Annotated in this window: 13 protein-coding genes and 3 tRNA genes; 15 read left to right on the plus strand and 1 reads right to left on the minus strand. The window is 23.6% G+C overall.

The features are described 5' to 3' along the window. The first annotated feature begins 7 nt into the window (after nucleotides 1–7). From H0H64_RS00135 to H0H64_RS00160, 6 genes are all read left to right on the plus strand, one after another. The gene (locus tag H0H64_RS00135; protein ID WP_185857589.1) at nucleotides 8–3988 is read left to right on the plus strand and encodes a translocation/assembly module TamB domain-containing protein; all 3981 of its coding nucleotides are present in this window, start codon (nucleotides 8–10) and stop codon (nucleotides 3986–3988) included. 199 nt (nucleotides 3989–4187) lie between these two features. Beyond that, the gene (locus tag H0H64_RS00140; protein WP_185857345.1) at nucleotides 4188–4715 is read left to right on the plus strand and encodes an Lrp/AsnC family transcriptional regulator; all 528 of its coding nucleotides are present in this window, start codon (nucleotides 4188–4190) and stop codon (nucleotides 4713–4715) included. A 206-nt stretch (nucleotides 4716–4921) separates the two neighbouring features. Beyond that, on the plus strand, nucleotides 4922–6871 hold the full coding sequence (locus tag H0H64_RS00145; protein WP_317168465.1) for an HD family phosphohydrolase: 1950 nt from the start codon (nucleotides 4922–4924) through the stop codon (nucleotides 6869–6871). 62 nt (nucleotides 6872–6933) lie between these two features. Continuing rightward, nucleotides 6934–7018: transfer RNA gene (locus H0H64_RS00150), tRNA-Ser, on the plus strand. A gap of 4 nt (nucleotides 7019–7022) precedes the next feature. Next, nucleotides 7023–7097 (plus strand) — tRNA-Pro (locus H0H64_RS00155). Nucleotides 7098–7116: 19 nt separating this feature from the next. Beyond that, nucleotides 7117–7190: transfer RNA gene (locus H0H64_RS00160), tRNA-Arg, on the plus strand. Here the strand turns inward: H0H64_RS00160 and clpP are convergent. Continuing rightward, a complete protein-coding gene (clpP, locus tag H0H64_RS00165; protein ID WP_185857347.1) occupies nucleotides 7188–7865 on the minus strand; it encodes an ATP-dependent Clp endopeptidase proteolytic subunit ClpP in 678 nt (225 codons plus the stop codon). The two genes, H0H64_RS00160 and clpP, sit on opposite strands and share 3 nt — an antisense overlap. A 124-nt stretch (nucleotides 7866–7989) precedes the next feature. On the opposite strand from clpP, the gene H0H64_RS00170 reads away from it, so the two are divergent. From H0H64_RS00170 to H0H64_RS00210, 9 genes are all read left to right on the plus strand, one after another. Next, a complete protein-coding gene (locus tag H0H64_RS00170) occupies nucleotides 7990–9444 on the plus strand; it encodes a lipopolysaccharide biosynthesis protein (protein ID WP_185857348.1) in 1455 nt (484 codons plus the stop codon). A 69-nt stretch (nucleotides 9445–9513) separates the two neighbouring features. Then, nucleotides 9514–9825, plus strand: a complete 312-nt coding sequence (locus tag H0H64_RS00175) for a dCTP deaminase/dUTPase family protein (protein WP_238784992.1) — start codon at nucleotides 9514–9516, stop codon at nucleotides 9823–9825. A gap of 11 nt (nucleotides 9826–9836) precedes the next feature. Further along, nucleotides 9837–10868, plus strand: a complete 1032-nt coding sequence (locus H0H64_RS00180; RefSeq protein ID WP_185857350.1) for a sugar phosphate nucleotidyltransferase — start codon at nucleotides 9837–9839, stop codon at nucleotides 10866–10868. Between the two features lie 49 nt (nucleotides 10869–10917). After that, nucleotides 10918–11118, plus strand: coding sequence for a Sec-independent protein translocase subunit TatA/TatB (locus H0H64_RS00185; RefSeq protein ID WP_185857351.1), 201 nt, complete (start codon nucleotides 10918–10920; stop codon nucleotides 11116–11118). Between the two features lie 77 nt (nucleotides 11119–11195). Continuing rightward, nucleotides 11196–12317 (plus strand): lytic transglycosylase domain-containing protein, encoded by a 1122-nt coding sequence (locus H0H64_RS00190; RefSeq protein WP_185857352.1) that lies wholly within the window; start codon nucleotides 11196–11198, stop codon nucleotides 12315–12317. Nucleotides 12318–12378: 61 nt separating this feature from the next. Continuing rightward, nucleotides 12379–13365 (plus strand): recombinase RecA, encoded by a 987-nt coding sequence (gene recA, locus H0H64_RS00195; RefSeq protein ID WP_185857353.1) that lies wholly within the window; start codon nucleotides 12379–12381, stop codon nucleotides 13363–13365. Continuing rightward, complete coding sequence (locus tag H0H64_RS00200) at nucleotides 13362–14132, plus strand: MBL fold metallo-hydrolase (protein ID WP_185857354.1); 771 nt, start codon at nucleotides 13362–13364, stop codon at nucleotides 14130–14132. Before recA ends, H0H64_RS00200 begins: the two co-directional genes overlap by 4 nt. Before the next feature lie 79 nt (nucleotides 14133–14211). Then, nucleotides 14212–17370, plus strand: coding sequence for a cytochrome c biogenesis protein (ccsA, locus tag H0H64_RS00205; protein ID WP_185857355.1), 3159 nt, complete (start codon nucleotides 14212–14214; stop codon nucleotides 17368–17370). After that, a complete protein-coding gene (locus H0H64_RS00210; protein ID WP_185857356.1) occupies nucleotides 17367–18158 on the plus strand; it encodes a lysophospholipid acyltransferase family protein in 792 nt (263 codons plus the stop codon). The genes ccsA and H0H64_RS00210 overlap by 4 nt, the downstream gene beginning before the upstream one ends. Nucleotides 18159–18193: the final 35 nt, after the last annotated feature.

Raw genomic sequence — 18193 nt, forward strand, 5'->3', positions numbered from 1 at the left:
TTTGAAAATGAATAATGCTTTTTTCTATAAATTTCATAAGAAAAAAATCCTTATTTTATTTTTTTTATTGGGATTATTTTTTTTTTATGTTTCTCATAAACAAGAAATAAAAGAAAAAACCTCCACATTTCTTTTGAAAAGAATAAGGAATCATTTAAACGATAAAATTACCATAAAACATGCTTCTATTGATTTTTTAGAAAAAGAATTCATTTTTTATAATGTACAAATTTTAGACCACCATCGTTTTTCTTTTATTCATTTGTCTAAATGTAAAATATCTATTGATAATTTACTTTATTTTATTTTTATAAACTCTGATAATTTAAAAATAAAAAATATTTTTGTTGAAAATTCTTCTTTTTTTATAAAAAAATATTTTAATGAAAAAGAAAATAATGTTCTTGTTTTTATAAAAAATATTTTGATTCATCAAAAATCAAATAAATTTAATGTCAATTTCATTACTTGCTCCAAATTAACAATACATAAATCTTATATAAAATATAAGAATATAAATACTAATAAAGGATTTCAACATTTTTTTTCCAGTTGCATAAAAAATGTTAAAATTGATAATAAAAAAGTAAAAGCTTCTATTTTTTCTTTTCAATCTAATAAAAGATTACTTAAAAAAAGTAAGTTTCCTTTTATAGAAAATATATTTTGTGATTTAACCTATTATTACCCTTCAAGATTAAAAATTAACAATTTATTAATCAAAACATCTAGCAGTTATCTAAAAGGATATCTTACTATATTTCAAGATAAAGCAGTAGGGAATAAAATACTTTTTCCGAAAATAAATATACAGTGCAAAATTTTTGAAGGATCAAAATTAGGTTCAGATTTAGGAATTTTTTTTTATAAAAAATGGGGGTTTTATACGAAAGTATTCATTCGAGGCTATATTCATGGAAAATTTAATCATAAAGAAAAAACATTTTTTCTTTATGACATGTCTATAAAAGATTCACAGAAAAACAAATTATTAGCAGATAAAATTCATATTTCCTATGCAAAAAAAAAATGGAAAGAAATCAAATTTTTTAAAACTTTAATGCAATTAAATCCTTATATCATTAAAAATGTAATTCCATATAATTTAAATTACAAGTTTAAATTTGTAAAATTTATTTTAGATTTTAAACAATCTATTCTCTACAAAGGAGATTTTACCTTATCCTTATTTGATAATAAAAAGAATTTAAAAATAAAAGGCATTGTTCAAAATCGTTTTTTTGTCGCTCAAATATCTACTCATGTTGATTTTTTGAAAAACCAATATGCAGGAAGAATTTTTATAGAAAAAAAATATTTTTTGATAAAAAAGAAGAACAACATCTCTCATTTAACATCAAAAATTCCGCTTTTCATATATAATACGTTATCAAATTTATATGTAATGGATTTTGAAGGTAATTTTTCTAAATTTTTTATAACATTATTATTCTCTCATTCAAAATACAAAATGCATTTTATAGGAAAAGTATTTTCAAATTTTCAAAAAATATATATTAAAATATATAACAAAAACGAAAATAACAAAAATATAAAAATAACATTTATTAAAAATGAGAATCAATCTTTTCAAAAGATCCGTATCAATATATATGATATGATTATTGGTCATATTTATGGAGATATAAAATATAAAAATTTATTACAAATTTCTTGTTTAAAGAATCCAGACAAAAAAGAAATAAAATACGCAATCTTTAATTTTCTAATTAAAAAATCTTTTTTTGATTTTATAAAACCAATAAAAAACAAAAATATATTTTCTGATATTCAAATTTCAGGAGAGAAAAAAGATAATGAATTTAAAATGATTTTTTACACGAAAACTATGCAAGTGAATGATATTCTACTGGAAAAATTATTTATAATGGTGAATTCTTCTTTAAGAAAAAAGATTAAAATTTATATAGAAAAGATCATTTACAAAAATTTTTTTTCGAAAAAAATAAATATATCTGTTTTAAATCAACAAAATTTTTGGATAATAAATTCTAAGTTTTTATTAAAATTTAAAAAACAAGAATATAAAGAACAGATCCTGAATTTCTTTTGCAAGAAAGAAAAAAATTTTTTAGTGTGCTATCCTTTCCTTTCTAAATTAAATATAAATGGATATAACTGGTTTACTGATTACGATCATTATAAATCTGGAATCATTAAAATTGATTTTATCAATCAAAAATATATTATTGACAATATTATTTTTTTCTATGGAAAACAAAAAATCATTATTGATGCAAATTGTATTAAAAACCAAAAAAAAATATTTCAGTTTCATTTAAAAAATGTGCAATTAAAAAAAATTTTTTTTAATGAAAATATAGATGGGGTAGCAAATGGTTTCTTTTTATGTAAGAACATTTATAATCAAATTGAACCCAATGTTAATATAATTATTAAAAATTTTTCAATTAGAGAAACGATTTTAGGAGATTTTTTTATTTATTCTTTTCAAAAGAAGAAAAATAATTATGAAATCAATGGAATTATTAGAAAAAATTCTCATGATGTTTTAAAGGTTTTTGGAAATATTAAAAATGAATCAAAAAATCAATCCAAACTTAATTTAAGTATAATTATTAAAAATTTTGGAATAGATAATTTTTCTTTTTTTTGGAAAAAAATGAATACTGAAGTAAAAGGGGCTCTAACGGGAACAATACAAGTTTTTGGTTATTTAAATGATCTTCAATATTTTGGAAAATTAGAACTTCACAAGTTTGGAATCAGAATCAATTCTACAAATACAAATTATGAAATTAAAAATACAGCTTATATTAATATTCTTTCCGAATCCTGTTCGTTATCCACTTCTTGTTTTGTAGATACTAAATATAATACAAAAGGATACATTAATGGTTCTTTTTCACATAAAAACCTTATTCAATGGAATTTAATAAAATTATCTATTAATACAAAAAATTTGCTTGTTTTAGACTCAAATGAAAAACAAAATAATTTTTTATTTGGAAAAATATTTACTCATGGAAAAATTCAAATAATGAAAAAAGAAAATAAAATTCGTATTTCTATGAATAACGGAAAAATTATGAATTTTTCTCATTTATACATAAACCCTAAAACACTGAAGTTCCATAAAAAAAATAGATCTGAATCTGAATTAAATGGTTCAAAAAAAAAGGAGGAAAATAATTATTTTTTATTAATAGATAATATAAATACTATTATAAGCAAAAACACAAAAGTATCAATATTTTTAGATAAAAATCACTTTATAGAATTGAGAGGGGAAGGTTTTCTTTTTATAAGAAAAAGATATAAAGAAAACATGCAAATTAGTGGTCAATATTTTGTAAAAGATGGATTATATCATTTATACAAAGATGAAAGAATTCCAATAAAATTAGAAAAAAAATTTAAAATCAAACCAGGAGGCTCTATTACTTGGGAAAATAATTTTCATCAATCAAATATCAATTTGATCGTTTATGATACTAAATATGTAAACAATGTAATTGAATACATAGATAATATGAAAAAAAATACAGAAAATATGATCTTTACAGAATTAAGAATTAATATTTCTGGTCAAATACAAAAACCTAATATTAATATGGATATTTTGTTTCCTGAAAGTAATGAAAATATCCAAAAAAAATTATCAGAAAAATTAAATTCTTTCGAGGAAAAAACAATGCAATTTGTTTCTGTTCTAATATTAGGAAAATTTTTATTAAAAACTGATATTATAAAAAATTTTTTATATTTTTCTATATATGGAATTATTTTGAAAAAATTAAAAAATATACTATCATACAACAATCAAAGTCAAATTGATCAATTGACAGATACAGATAATGATTCTATTTTATCAAATGCTAAAAATCATTGTTTTTATAGTTTATTTTTAAATGAAATAAAGAAAAAAATGCAATGTAATGATGATACATTAATTAATTTTATTTTAGTTAACATAAATCAAATATTGATATTCAAAAATCAATAAAAACGAAATTATTGATATCATATCAAATTGAAGTATAATTATATTAACTTAAAAAAATTATGAAATTTTTTATATTATAGAATGAAAACTATAAAATATATTGAAAAAAAATAATCCATTTCTTCAATAGAAAGTTTTGTATCTTGGTATTTTTAATACCTTTATTCAAAAAATTAAGAAAAAATAAAAATATAAAACAATGATTCTAAGATATAATACATATAATACAGACGAAATCGACAATACTATTGTCAGAAAACTAAACATAAATGCTAGAACACCTTATACTGAAATTAGTAAACAAATCAGTAAAGAAATTAAACCATTATCTGTTGGAACTGTTCATGTTAGAGTAAAAAAATTAGAAGATGCAGGGATTATAAAGGGGAGTACTTTAATTATAGGATATGAATCATTAGGTTTTCATTTAATAGCTTTTGTAGGTATATTATCGGATTCTCGTGAATCTAAATTAGTAAAAGAAGAATTAAAAAAAATACCAAATATAGTACAACTATATATTACTTCAGGAAAATATAATCTGTTTTGTAGAATTATTGCTAGAGACCCTTCAGATGCAAGAGATGTTATTTCTAAAATAGGGGAAATAAAAGGAGTGCTTAGAACAGAATCTACTATTTGTTTAGAAGAAAGCATTAATGATGAAAATAGATTATTATCCAATATATTACAAAAACATCAAACGTCTTATAAAAAAAAAATATGATTATAATAATATAATAATTGAGAATTATTATTATAATTTTCCATCATTTCAATATGAAACTTCTTCTTTAAAAAAGAAAAAAAATTTTTCCTTCCAAAAAAATTGCATAAGCTTCAATTTTTTAGGTAATGGCTAACTTCTTCGAGTTTTATAATAATAAAACTATTACATATAGAATTCTAGTTTTAATTATTGCAATCTTATTATTGACATTTTTTTTCCCAAAAAAAGAAATTTTTAAATATGAATTTTCAGAAGGAAAAATTTGGTCTTACGAAGATTTATTTTCTCCATTTAATTTTTTAGTTCTAAAAAATAGTAAAGATATAGATTTAGAAATTAAAGAATTAAGAAAAAATCAAGAAATATTTTGTATTAAAAATGAAAAAATAGTAAAAAGTATAAAGAAAAAGATAAAAAAGATTTCATTTATACGAAAAAACAAACATTACAATAAGATTGTCCATAAAACAATTAACACGATATACAAATATGGATATATAGAAAACTATAATAATTTCACAAAAGAAAATCACATATTTCTTTTAAAGAAAAATAAAAAATGGATTCCGATTTTATACAAAAAAATTTTTAATCATGGAAAAGTTAATAATATTATTGAAAATAATTTTAGAAAAAAAAGTTATCATGTAAGGATTTTAAAAAAAATTTTAATTAAAATTATTGTCCCAAATTTATTTTATAGCCAATATTACACTGATTTTTTTTTTCAAAATAAAATACAATCTATAGAAAAAATTAAATATTCCTTTATCAAAGGAGATAATATTATTAAAAATAATGAGATTATAAATCAAAACAAATTTAAGATTTTATCCCATTTCAAAAAAGAATATGAGAGTAAAGTATGGAACAAAAAAAAATATTATTGTCTTGTTATAGGATATTTTTTAATAATTAGTATGATATTTACTCTATTTATATTATATATTTTTCATTTTGAAAACAAAACATTTCATAATAATAGAGAAGTAAATTTTTTAATTATAAATATATTATTGATATCATTAATTACCATTACAGTTTTAAGATATCATTCTAAAATATTATATATAATCCCCTTTTGTATCCTCCCCATAAGTATACGAGCTTTCTTCAATTTTAATTTAAGTATTTTTATTCATTTAATAACAATTTTATTGTTATCCTTAATTACACCAAATAGTTTTGAATTTATTTTTCTTCAAATCACTGCAGGTTTTTTAGTTATGTTGACAAAAAAAAATATTTGCAAAATGGAAAATCTCTTTATAGCTGTAGCAAAAATAACCATTACTTATGTTATTACTTTTATTCTACTCACTTTAATCCGTGAAGGATCTTTAGAGAAAATTTCTTGGGATACTTTTTCTTTATTTTTTTTTAGTGGAGTTTTAACTTTATTTGTTCATCCATTAATATTTCTTTTTGAAAAATTATTGAATTTAACTTCAGATCTTTCATTATTAGAACTGTCTGATCCCAATACTCCTATATTAAGATTATTATCTAAAAAAGCTCCAGGAACTCTACAACATGCATTAACAGTAGCAAATATTGCCGAAGAAGCAGCTGTTGCAATTGGGGCTAATTCTCTATTAGTAAGAATAGGAGCAATTTATCATGATATAGGAAAAATTGAAAATTCTATATTTTTTACTGAGAATCAACATAATATTATTATTAATCCTCATGAAAAATTGACCCCAAAAGAAAGCGCTAAAATTATTTTAGAACATGTATCAGTAGGAGTTGTACTTGCAAAAAAATATCATTTACCTGATCCTGTTACTGATTTTATACGTACTCATCATGGGAATAGTATTATTTACTTTTTTTATGAAAAACAAAAAAAAATATATCCCAATATAAAAGTGGATAAAAAACAATTTCAATATTCTGGTCCTAAACCATTTTCTAAAGAAACTGCTATTGTCATGATAGCTGATTCTGTAGAAGCGGCTTCAAAAAGCATTAAAAACCCATCTTTTAAAGATCTGGAAAACTTAGTAGAAAATATAATAAAAAAACAAAAAATAGAAAATCAATTTTCCAATGCAGATATTACTTTAAAAGAAATAGAAAAAGTTAAACAAGTTCTAAAAAAAAAATTAAGGAATATTTATCACACGAGAATAGAATATCCTAACTATTAATTCTATATAAATCAATAATGATTTGGTTATTTAATAGATCTATTTTAGATTTGTATTTTTTTGGAGAGTTGCCGGAGTGGTTAACGGAACAGTTTGCTAAACTGTCGGTATGCAAGTACCGCGTGGGTTCGAATCCCACATTCTCCGCAAACGGGGTATAGCGAAGTTTGGTTATCGCGCCTGGTTTGGGACCAGGAGATCGTAGGTTCAAATCCTGCTATCCCGATATTTTACTGATAATGTGGGATCACGTAGCTCAAATGGATAGAGCAACTGCCTTCTAAGCAGTAGGTTACAGGTTCAAATCCTGTCGTGATCATTTTTTACTTTTACCTTCTAATATTTCATCTATCATTCCGTATTCTTTAGCTTCTATAGAAGTCATCCAGTAATCCCTATCTGAATCTTTTTCTATCTTTTCAATAGGTAATCCTGAATGTTTTGAGATAATCTCATAAAGCTCTTTCTTCAATTTTAAAATCTCACGAACGGTTATCTCAATATCTGAAGCCTGACCTTGTGTCCCTCCTATAGGTTGATGAATCATAATTCTAGAATGTTTTAATGCTGATCTTTTATTTTTTACTCCCGCACAAAGTAATACAGCCGCCATAGATGCAGCCATTCCAGTACAAATAGTTGCTACATCTGGTTCTACAATTTGCATTGTATCATATATCCCTAATCCAGCATAGACATCCCCTCCTGGTGAATTAATATATATTTGTATATCTTTCATAGAATCTACAGATTGCAAAAATAATAACTGAGCTTGCACTATATTAGCAACTTGGTCTTCTATTGGAGTTCCTAAAAAAATTACCCTATCCATCATTAAACGAGAAAAAACATCCATTTGAGCAACATTTAGTTTTCTTTCTTCAACAATATAAGGAGTCATAAACTTAATATATTCATTAATGGTTAAACTACTAATCCTTTTATGTTTTATGGCATATAGCATAAATTCTTCTGATTTTTTATGAAAATCCATTTTTTTTATGTTGAAACTTTCATCAAAGTTACTTTCTTCTATGTAAAATTTTACAAAAAAGTTTATACATGCATAAAAAAATGTAGAAATTAGAAACTTTTAATCTTAAATAAAAGTATTTTTTTTGTACAAAAAATTAGCAATACAAACAATTATCTATTCTATAGGATTCATATTTCCTAGAATCGTTAATTATGCTTTTTTAAAATTCTTTACTATTTTTTTTAAAAGAGAAGAATTTTCACTTTATACAGATATGTATGCATTATCTTTTATAGCGATAGGATTTCTTTCTTTTGGATTAGAAAACGCCTATTTTAGGTTTTTATATAAAAAAAATTGTAATAAAGAAATTGTTTTTTCAACGGGAGTTATAATGCAACTGTTGATTAGTTCTTTTTTTTTGATAATCTCTATATCTTTAATAAGATACTTATCTTCCATCGCTGGATATCATAATCATCCAGAATATTTTTTCATGTTTTTCTTGATTGTATTTTTCGATACAATTTGTATTCTTCCTATGGCCTGGCTTCGTGTAAATGACAAACCTTTACAATATTCTGCAATAAATATTATAAATATCCTAATACAATCATTTCTAGTAATATATTTATTTTTTTGTTATGATAATGTTTATGATAAAAAAACTTTCTTTTTTTTCATTTTTAAATGGATCAATTCTTTTACAGATAAAATAGGTTATGTATTTTTTGCAAATATGATCTCTTCTTTAGGTAATTTATTTTTAATACTTCCTATTCTTTTAAAAAAAGTAACTATAAAAAAATTCAATAAAATTCTTGCTATGAATATGTTAAATTATGGTGTTCCTATTATGCTAGGAGCTATAGCTTTTTCTATTAATGAAAATTTGGATAAAATTTTGATTAAAAGGTGGATTTCAGATGAAATTAATGGATCTTATTCTGCCTGTTATAAAATTGCGTCTTTTATGAGTCTGTATAATAGGATATTTAGATTAGGAATTGAACCTTTTTTTTTTAAAAAATCTAAGGATTCTGATGCGATATATTTTTATGAAGAAATCACTTATATGTTTATTCTATTTGGCTTAATTTTTTATGTATTAGTATGTGGGAATATTAACATATTTATGAAATTTTTAATCGATAAAAAATATCATATTGCTATACCCATTATTCCCATAATAATGATGGGAAATCTTATTTTGGGTGTTTACACAAATTTATCCATATTTTATAAAATTATAGATAAACCTATTATTGGAACTTATATATCCTTAATCGGTGTATTCATCACTTTTTTATTTAATACTATTTTTATTTTAATTTCTAATAATAGTTTTATGATTCCTGCTTGGGGAACGTTGACGTCTTATGGGGCAATGCTAATAGTTTTATATATTTGGGGAAAAAAGCAATTTTTCCAATTTTGTAATAAAAAAATCAGAAATATTATAATACATTTTTTATTTGCACTTTTTATCGTTTTTATAATAAAAAAAAAAATAGAATTCAGCTTAATTATACAGTTTTTATATTTAATAATTATTTTCTTTTTAGAAAAAAAAAGATTGATTCATTTAATCAAATAAAAGTAAACCTTGCGAATCTATCAATTAACTTTAATTGCTAACCTAAAAAAATCTATTTTCATTAATTTTTTGGAAAGAAAATTGATTTCGACAGGTATTTTTATTAAAATCTCGAAAGAGACTAGATGTTCTTTTCTTTTGAGAAGAAAATTTGTAGAGTCTATTTGTATAGTTCATCTCTCTGAAAAGAAAGAACATTCTTTGTATAAAGAGATTCAAATAATTGCGATCAATGTCTTTTTTAAAAAAATAATGATTGAACCCAATGAAAAATTAGTAATAGTAGATCTTGTTAAAGATGTTGAAATAAAATGGAAAAAATGTTCTATTTTAAGTAGAAGTATGAGAGGAAATAATAGTTTTGGAAGCACTGGAATATAAAAAAAAATGATATGAAAATTATAATACCCATGGCGGGAAAAGGATCACGTTTTCTTCCACATACTTTAAATACTCCTAAAGCACTGATATCTATTGGAGGAAAAACAATTTTGAGAAGATTAGTGGAAAGTTTATCCAAAATTATTCAAATTTTTTCCATAGAAGAAATTATTTTTATTATAGGAAACTTTGGAAATGATGTAGAGAAACAATTAATAAAACTATCTCATGATATGAGTGTTAATCCTGTTATCTATTATCAAATAATTCCTCTTGGTACTGCAGATGCTTTGTTAAAAGCTAAAAATTCTTTAACAGGAGAACCAATTATTGTTGCTTTTTCTGATTCTTTATTCTATCATGATTCTTTTGATAAAGAAATCACTGATCAAGTAGATAACATTATATGGACAAAAAAAGTTAAAAACCCTCATTTATTTGGCATTGTAAAATGTGATTCTTCGGGAATTATTACTAATTTTATAGAAAAACCAAATAATTATGTATCAAATATTGCAATTGTAGGACTTTATTATTTTAATAATAGTTTTCTTTTAAAAAAAGAATTACAATCTATGTTAGATCATAATATAAAAAATAAAAAAAATAAAGAAGAATATCAGTTAACATCTGTTTTAGAAAATATGAGAAAAAAAGGAGAAAAATTTACTAGCAAACAGGTTAAAGAATGGATGGATTTTGGAAATAAAAAAAGAACTATTTATTCAAATTCAAAAATATTATCTAGAGAGTCTAAAAATTCGGAATTAATTCATAGAAAAGTTGTTATAAAAAATAGTTTAATTATAAAACCATGTTCAATAGAAGAAAACACAAATATTGAAAACAGTATTATAGGCCCTTATGTTTCAATTGGAAAATACACAAAAATAAAAAATAGCAACATAAAAAAATCTTTAATTCAAGATTATACAACAATTCAACACGCAAATTTAAATCATTCAATAATAGGAAGTCACTCAACATATATAGGAGAAAAATCTAAAAAGGTAAGTTTAAGTGATTATTCTGTTTTTAAGTAAATTAAAAATTCATTATTTTTATTTTTTTTATATTTGATCAAAAAATTCCATGTACATAGATTTTATTTATATTTTTTCTATACTACTTGGGACTTTTGGGACCACTGAAATTGTGGTCATTGTCATTCTTGCACTTTTATTATTTGGAGGGAAAAAAATTCCAGAATTAATGAAAGGATTAGGAACTGGATTGAAAGAATTCAAAAAAGCTTCTGAAACTGAAGAAAAAGATTCAGAAACAGAAAAATAAAAATTTTTATTTCATTTTATGTTTGTTTATTAGTACTTTTTTTCTAAAATTTTAGAAACTAATCAAACTAATAAATAATGGGAACGACAACGATAAAAAATATTATGTTTTCTTTGTTCATATTGAAAAGTTTGGTAATACAATCTGTATCTAAACCATTTTTAGAACAAAAAAATGTAATAAACTTTCATAAAAATGTTTCTAATCCAAAATTAGATTTAAATAATATATATATAGAAAAATTATGGAAGAAAATATTAGGAGGAAAGAAAAAATTTTTATCTGGAAAAAAGTTATCTCATAATAATAAAAAAAATATTGTTATTATCAATATAACCCCCGAAGAATTAAGATTAAGACTAAATTTTCTGAATCAAAAATCTCAAATTAAAATATTAAAATATAATAGCATTGTACATGCTTCTGTTGAAAGTTATCTTCGTATGGGAAAATATATAGGAAAAATAATTTCATTGTCAGATTTCTATTTTCCTATGTTTGAAGAAAAACTTGAAAATTATCGCCTTCCAAAAGAATTAAAATATTTAGCTATTATAGAGTCAAATTTAAATCCAGTTGTTACTTCCAAGGCAGGAGCGAAAGGGATTTGGCAATTCATGCCTGAAACTGGAAAAATATATAATCTCAATATTAACAATATTTATGATGAAAGAAATGATCCGATTAAATCCACAGAAGCAGCTTGCCGATATTTGAAGTTTTTATATAAAAAAATAGGAAATTGGGAATTGGTTTTAGCTGCTTACAATGCAGGTCCAGGAACCGTAGATAAAATTTTACAACGTCATAAAAATATGAAAGATTTTTGGAAATTATGGGAATTTTTTCCGAAAGAAACTCAGAATTATATTCCAAAATTTATTGCTATAAATTATGTAATGAATTATTATAAAGAACATAATATTTCTACATATCATTTCTATTCTTCTCCTTACAAATATAAATATAAAGAAACTGTATTAATCCCTATAAAAGAAAAAATTTCGTTGAAATTTTTTGCTTATAATCTTAATATTCCTTATCAAGATATAATAATCCTTAATCCGCAATATCTTGTAGATAGTATTCCTTCTGGTAATAAATTAAGACTACCAAAAAATAAGATTTTACTTTTAAAAAGTAAAGAGGGATTTTTTTTCAGAAAAAAAACAAAAGAGTTAACTATTATTCCTAAATAATGGATACATATTATGTATTATGGGTAAAATTAATTTTTTGAAAAAATTCACTTTCAAAATTATGAATGAAAAAATTGAAAAAAAAAGAAAATCCTTACAACTTGTTTTGGAAAAAATGGACAAAATATATGGTAAGGGGACAGTGATGCAAATGGGAGATTCTCATATAGAAAATTTAGAAATTATTTCTTCTGGATCTTTAAGTTTAGATATTGCTTTAGGGATAAAAGGCTTTCCAAAAGGCCGTATTGTTGAAATATTTGGACCGGAATCTTCCGGAAAAACTACTTTAGCTTTACATGCTATAGCTCAATCTCAAAAATTAGGGGGGTTTGCTAGTTTCATTGATGCAGAACACGCTTTTGATCGTGTTTATGCTCAAAAAATAGGAGTCAATATAAAAGAATTAATAATCTCTCAACCAGATAATGGAGAACAAGCGCTTGAAATTGTGGATAATTTAATTAGATCTAGTGTTATTGATCTCATCGTGGTAGATTCTGTCGCAGCTTTAACTCCTAAAAGTGAAATAGAAGGAGAAATGGGGGACTCTAAAATTGGATTACAAGCAAGATTAATGTCTCAAGCTTTGAGAAAGCTAACTTCTAGTATAGGAAAATCTAAAAGCATATTGATATTTATTAATCAACTAAGAGAAAAAATAGGAATTTATGGGAACCCAGAAGTAACAACAGGAGGTAATGCTTTAAAATTTTATTCCTCAATACGATTAGATATACGAAGAGGAAATCAAATCAAAAATGGAGAAAAAATATTAGGGAATAGGACAAGAGTAAAAGTCGTGAAAAATAAATTATCTCCTCCTTTTAGAAGTGCTGAATTTGACATTATATACGGAAAAGGAATTTCAAAGATAGGAGAAATTTTGGATCTAGGAGTAGATTTAGGAATTATTAAAAAAAATGCATCTTGGTTTAGTTATAGAGATATCAAATTAGGTCAGGGAAGGGATTCTGTAAGAGAATTTTTAGAAGAGAAAGAAAATATCATAACTGAAATACAAAAAAATATATATAAAAATATATGAAAATTACTTTTTTGGGAACTGGAACTTCTCAGGGAATTCCTATTATTGGATCTAGACATCCGGTATGTTTATCTAAAAATTCAAAAGATAAAAGACTTAGAAGTTCAATTCTAATTGAAAAAGATGAAAAAAATTTTTTGATAGATTGTGGCCCAGATTTTCGTTATCAAATGCTCAGAAATAATTATAAAAAGTTGAATGCTATTTTTATGACACATGAACATCAAGATCATATAGGAGGATTAGACGATATTAGACCAATTAATTCTAATATAAATAAACCTATTCCTATTTATGGTTTACGTAGAGTTGTAGAAAGTTTAAAAAAAAGATTTTCTTACATCTTTTTGGAAAATCAAAAATCAAATTTTTCAAAAATTTCTGTACATGAATTAGATGATTACACGAATTTTTTTTTCGTAGAAAATTATAAAATTTATCCTTTATCCATATGGCATGGACATCTTCCGATTTTAGGCTTTCGTATAGAAAATTTTGCGTATATCACAGATGCTAGCAGTATTCCTGTTAAAACCATACAACAATTAAAAGGAATCAATATTTTGGTATTAAATGTACTAAGGAAAATAGAAAAAAATCCTTTTTCTTTCATGCTTTCTGAAACTTTGAATATCATTCAACAAATTCGCCCTCAAAAAACTTATTTAACACATATTAGTCATACATTCGGATTTCACGAAGAAATTGAAACACAATTACCTAAAAACGTATATCTAGCTTATGATAGATTAATTATATATGAATAAATAAAAATTACAATTTCTTATGTAAGAATACAATACAAATAAAATAAGTAAATGCAAACATTACAAATAAAATAAGTAAATGCAAACATTAAAAAATATTCTTTTTTCCACAAAAATTACCTCTTTTTTATTCTTATTGTTAGCTTTATCTATGGCGATAGCTACTTTTATAGAAAAAAAATATTCTACAGATGTAGCAAAAATATTTATTTATGAGTCGACTTGGTTTGAAGTTATCATGCTATTTACCATAATCAATCTAATAGGAAATATATGGAAATATAAATTATGGAATTATAAAAAGTTACCTTTGTTCATTTTTCATTTCTCATTTATATTCATTTTTGTTGGTGGAGTTTTATCTAGATATTCCAGTTTTGAAGGAACAATGTCTATAAGAGAGGGAGAAATAAATGGAAAAATTCTTTCTAGAAAAAATTACGTAAAATTAAAAATAAGTAAGGGATCTTACACTAGATTTTATCGTGATCCTTATATTTTTTCTTCTTTTCACAATGGATATAAAGGAAAATTTTTTTTTAAAGAAAATCCTTTAAAAGTAAAAGTTATAGATTATATCCCATGTGCAAAAGTTCTTCTTTCAAAAGAAAAACCTGAAGAGAAAATTATAAAAATAGTTTCAACAAATCAAAGAGAAAGAACAGAGCATTTTGTAAAAAATGGAGATATTATAAATGTAAATGGAATTTTATTTTCTTTTAATAAAAAAATTCCTTTTGGAATTATAATTTTTGAAAAGAATAATAAACTTTACATAAAATCATCTTTTTCAGGTAAAACCATTAACATGGTTAATAAAAAAATCGATTCTTTTTTTAAAGATAACGTTATATTATTGAATAACAGAGCATTGTATCAAGTCAAGATAGATAAAAATCATGAAATTATGCAATGGGTTATTCCTGAAGGAGTAGTAAAAGGAAAGTTAAAATATATACAGTCATGTAATCATGAACATGAAGAAGAAAATAATAAGTTGAGCGCAATTACGGCAAAAATATTTTTCAAAAATCAATTCAAATTAGTAACCTTTTTAGGAGGAAAAAATGCTCTAAATATGAGTAATCCTTTATTTTTTAAGGATTATAAAATATCCATCGGATATGGATCTATTTTTTGTCATCTTCCTTTTTTTTTAAAATTAAAAAAATTTAAAGTAGAAAATTATCCCGGTTCTGAATTTCCATCTACTTTTAAGAGTCATGTAACATTAATAGATCAAAATAAGGAAAAAAACTATTTGATTTATATGAATAATATTCTAAATTATAAAGGGTTTCGATTTTTTCAATCTGGATATGATCCAGATGGAAAAGGGACTCATTTTTCTGTTAATAATGATTATTTAGGAACATACTTTTCCTATATAGGTTATATTTTTATGACTATAGGGATGTTTTTTACTTTATTTTGGAAAGGAACTCGCTTTAGTTACCTAAAAAAAAAACTAAAATACTTGTCTTATAGAAATTGTTCAATCTTGTTTTTTATTTTGTCAAGTCTACATAATTTTGTGTATTCTCAAATACACGAATTAAAAAAAATTCCCTTAGAAAGTGTTTTCGACGCAATTCATATTCCTAAAAAACATAGTGAAAATTTTGGACGTTTATTAATACAAGACCAGAAAGGTCGAATTAAACCTGTTAATACTATCGCCATTGAATTACTTAGAAAAATACATAAAAAAGATTCTATAGGAAGTTTAGATGCCAATCAATGGTTTATATCTATACATCAAGATAATATATTTTGGGCAAAAATACCTTTTATTAAAGTTGATAAAAAAGGAGGAAATAAATTTTTAAATGAAGTAAAAGCAAATCAACAATATTATGTTTCTCTTATGGATTTATATTTTATAGATTCAAGAACTTCAAAACTTAAATTTCTTCTACAAGAAGATTATGAACGAGCTTTTTCTAAAGATCCTATTCAAAGAAATGAATATGATAAAGCGGTACTAAATCTTAGTGAACGTGTAGGAATAATACATGAAATATTTCAAGGAAAGTATATTCGGATTTTTCCTATCCCTCATGATCTCAATCATACTTGGTCTAGTTGGGTTTCAGATTCAAATAAGTTGAATCCTTTAGGTTTATCTATGTTTAATAATTATCTTAAATCTTTATCATTTTCTCAAAATGAAAAAAATTGGAATATTGCGGATAATGCAGTTCAAAAAATACGACTGTATCAACGTAAGTATGCTAAATCGATTTTACCATCGGATAATCAAATATCTGTAGAAATCATTTATAATAAATTAAATATATTTTATGTATTATCTTTTCTCTATGCTTTATTTGGAGTAATTATTATTATTAATTCTTTTTTGATGATTTTTTTAGAAAAAAAATACATGTATTTTTTTTCTAAAATATTTGTTTTCATTTTATTTGTTTTATTTATTTTCAATTTTTTTGGTTTAATTACCAGATGGTATATTTCTGGACATGCTCCATGGACTAATGGATATGAATCAGCTGTTTTCATTAGTTGGAGTTTAATCGGTATAGGTTTCTTATTTTATAAAAATCAATTTGTTTCAGGAATCACAGCTTTAATTTCATCTATTTTACTAATGATAGCGCATGGAAATGCTATGGATCCAGAAATAACCAATTTAGTTCCCGTTTTAAAATCTCATTGGTTAATTATACATGTAGCGACAATCACATCAAGCTATGGTTTTTTTTTAACAGGAGCATTTTTAGGATTTTTAGTATTACTTTTTTTTATATTAAAGGTGTGTTTTCGTAATTATAGCAAAATTATTCATATTCACATTGAAAAATTGACTATTATTAATGAAATATGTTTGACTATAGGACTTTTTTTATTAACCATAGGAACTTTTTTAGGCTCTGTTTGGGCTAATAATAGTTGGGGCCGTTATTGGAGTTGGGACCCTAAGGAAACTTGGGCTTTGATTAGCATAATGATTTATGCGTTTGTATTACATATTCGCTTAATTCCATATTTAAGAAATATATTTATTTTTAATTTATCCAGTATATTCTCAATAAGTTCTATTTTAATGACTTATTTTGGAGTAAATTATTATTTGTCAGGATTACATTCTTATGCAAAAGGAAATCCTCCTTCTGTTCCTTTTTGGATATATTATAGTTTGTTGATTTTGTTAATTATCTCTATTTCATCTTATTATTCATTTAGATTTTACAAAAAAATTAATATAAATAAACAGTGAATTTTCATTCATATTTTTTTAAGAAATATTTAAGGAAAAAAAAAAGTACTTTATTCAGAGATGCATTTGGAAATTTTCATTTTATAAAACGTTTTTTAATTTTTACTTTTGGTTGTATTTCTTATAATCGTTATAATGGATTCAATCAGTTACATTTAGAAGGGACTGAATATATAAAGGATTTGCCTGATAAAAAAGTTCTTTTTGTCTCCAATCATCAAACTTATTTTGCCGATGTTTTTGCTATGTTTCATGTATTTTGTAGCGTAAAAAATGGTTTTGTTAATAGTATTAGAAATCCTATTTATCTTTTAAATCCTAAAGTTAATTTATATTACGTGGCAGCTAAAGAAACTATGGATCAAGGTTTGTTAACTAAATTATTTAGTTATTCAGGAGGGATTACTGTAAAAAGAACTTGGAGAGAAAGAAAAAAACAAATCAATCGTTCCTTAGATGTGTTATCTGAAATTACTCGTATGGGAATAGCACTTAATGATGGTTGGTTAATTACTTTTCCGCAAGGAACAACTCAAGCTTTTGCTCCTGGACGAAGAGGAATAGTGCACGTAATCAGAAAGTATAGTCCTATTGTTGTCCCCATTGTTATAGATGGATTTAAAAAAGCTTATGACAAAAAAGGAATTCGCGTTAAAAAAAAAGGAGTTTTACAAAAAATGAAATTTAAAGAGCCAATTCAATTGGATTTGAAAAAAGATACAACAGATTCTATCATGGAAAAAATTATGGATGCTATAGAACAATCTCCTAAATATAAAAAAATATAGAGGATTTAATTCATAAATACAACATAACATAATAC

Origin of the sequence: Blattabacterium cuenoti (assembly GCF_014251635.1) — a bacterium.
Taxonomy (GTDB): Bacteria; Bacteroidota; Bacteroidia; order Flavobacteriales; family Blattabacteriaceae; genus Blattabacterium; species Blattabacterium cuenoti_S.

What these genes read in the sequence shown, in the direction of transcription:
- clpP (WP_185857347.1), bottom strand. Translation starts at nt 7,865, where the DNA reads ATGGATTTTCATAAAAAATCAGAAGAATTTATGCTATATGCCATAAAA.
- H0H64_RS00200 (WP_185857354.1), top strand. Translation starts at nt 13,362, where the DNA reads ATGAAAATTACTTTTTTGGGAACTGGAACTTCTCAGGGAATTCCTATT.
- H0H64_RS00135 (WP_185857589.1), top strand. Translation starts at nt 8, where the DNA reads ATGAATAATGCTTTTTTCTATAAATTTCATAAGAAAAAAATCCTTATT.
- recA (WP_185857353.1), top strand. Translation starts at nt 12,379, where the DNA reads ATGAATGAAAAAATTGAAAAAAAAAGAAAATCCTTACAACTTGTTTTG.
- ccsA (WP_185857355.1), top strand. Translation starts at nt 14,212, where the DNA reads ATGCAAACATTAAAAAATATTCTTTTTTCCACAAAAATTACCTCTTTT.
- H0H64_RS00140 (WP_185857345.1), top strand. Translation starts at nt 4,188, where the DNA reads ATGATTCTAAGATATAATACATATAATACAGACGAAATCGACAATACT.
- H0H64_RS00190 (WP_185857352.1), top strand. Translation starts at nt 11,196, where the DNA reads ATGGGAACGACAACGATAAAAAATATTATGTTTTCTTTGTTCATATTG.
- H0H64_RS00185 (WP_185857351.1), top strand. Translation starts at nt 10,918, where the DNA reads ATGTACATAGATTTTATTTATATTTTTTCTATACTACTTGGGACTTTT.
- H0H64_RS00180 (WP_185857350.1), top strand. Translation starts at nt 9,837, where the DNA reads ATGAAAATTATAATACCCATGGCGGGAAAAGGATCACGTTTTCTTCCA.